This is a genomic window from Pseudomonas karstica (assembly GCF_009707515.1).
In the GTDB taxonomy this organism is placed as follows: domain Bacteria; phylum Pseudomonadota; class Gammaproteobacteria; order Pseudomonadales; family Pseudomonadaceae; genus Aquipseudomonas; species Aquipseudomonas karstica.
Genome location: NZ_WLYI01000082.1, coordinates 1 through 1173, shown reverse-complemented (window position 1 = coordinate 1173; position 1173 = coordinate 1). Strand labels below are relative to the sequence as shown.

Sequence of the window (1173 nt, the reverse complement as noted above, 5' to 3'; positions counted from 1 at the left end):
TGATACTCAATCACCCGGGTCTCAAAGAAATTCTTCTCTTTCTTCAAGTCCATGATCTCGCTCATCCACGGGAACGGGTTGGTGGTGCCTGGGTACTCTTCCTTCAAGCCAATCTGCGACAGGCGACGGTTGGCGATGAACTTGAGGTAGTCCTCCATCATCGCGGCATTCATGCCGAGTACGCCGCGCGGCATGGTGTCGCGAGCGTATTCGATCTCCAGCTGCGTCCCTTGCAGGATCATCTGGGTCGCTTCTTCCTTCATTTCGGCATCCCACAAATGCGGGTTTTCGATTTTGATCTGGTTGATCACGTCGATACCGAAGTTCAGGTGCATCGATTCATCGCGCAGGATGTACTGGAACTGCTCGGCCACGCCGGTCATTTTGTTGCGCCGGCCCATGGACAAGATCTGGGTGAAGCCGCAGTAGAAGAAGATGCCTTCCAGCACGCAGTAGTACGCGACCAGGTTGCGCAGCAGCTCTTTGTCGGTGTCGACGGTGCCGGTTTCGAACTTCGGATCGGAGATGGAGCGGGTGTATTTCAGGCCCCAGGCGGCTTTTTTCGCAACCGATGGGATCTCGTGGTACATGTTGAAGATCTCGCCTTCATCCATGGCCAACGATTCGATGCAGTACTGGTAGGCGTGGGTGTGGATCGCCTCTTCGAAGGCCTGGCGCAGGATGTACTGGCGGCACTCCGGGTTGGTGATCAGGCGGTACACGGCCAGCACCAGGTTGTTGGCCACCAGCGAGTCGGCGGTGGAGAAGAAGCCCAGGTTGCGCATGACGATGCGACGTTCGTCGTCGGTCAGGCCTTCGGGGGTTTTCCACAGGGCGATGTCGGCGGTCATGTTGACCTCTTGCGGCATCCAGTGGTTGGCGCAGCCGTCGAGGTATTTCTGCCAGGCCCAGTCGTACTTGAAGGGCACGAGTTGGTTGAGGTCGGCGCGGCAGTTGATCATGCGCTTTTCGTCGACGGCGACACGGGCAGCGGAGCCTTCGAGTTCGGCGAGGCCTTCGGCGACGTCGAGTTTGTCCAGGGCGGCCTTGGCGCGCACGATGGCGGCGGAGTCACTGGCGGTGACGGCGCGGGCCTCGATGGCGGCGGCAGCACCGGCACCGTCGAGGCGGTCCATGTTGGCTTCGGTGGCGTGGCCGGCGTTGGCGCCTTTG

The 1173-nt window shown here is 60.1% G+C and carries 1 protein-coding gene; it reads right to left on the bottom strand.

Going from position 1 to position 1173, the window contains the following annotated elements:
- On the bottom strand, positions 1 to 1136 hold a 1136-nt coding region (locus GIR22_RS25795; protein WP_178122471.1), incomplete at its 3' end, for a ribonucleotide-diphosphate reductase subunit beta.
- Between the last annotated feature and the right edge of the window lie 37 nt (positions 1137 to 1173).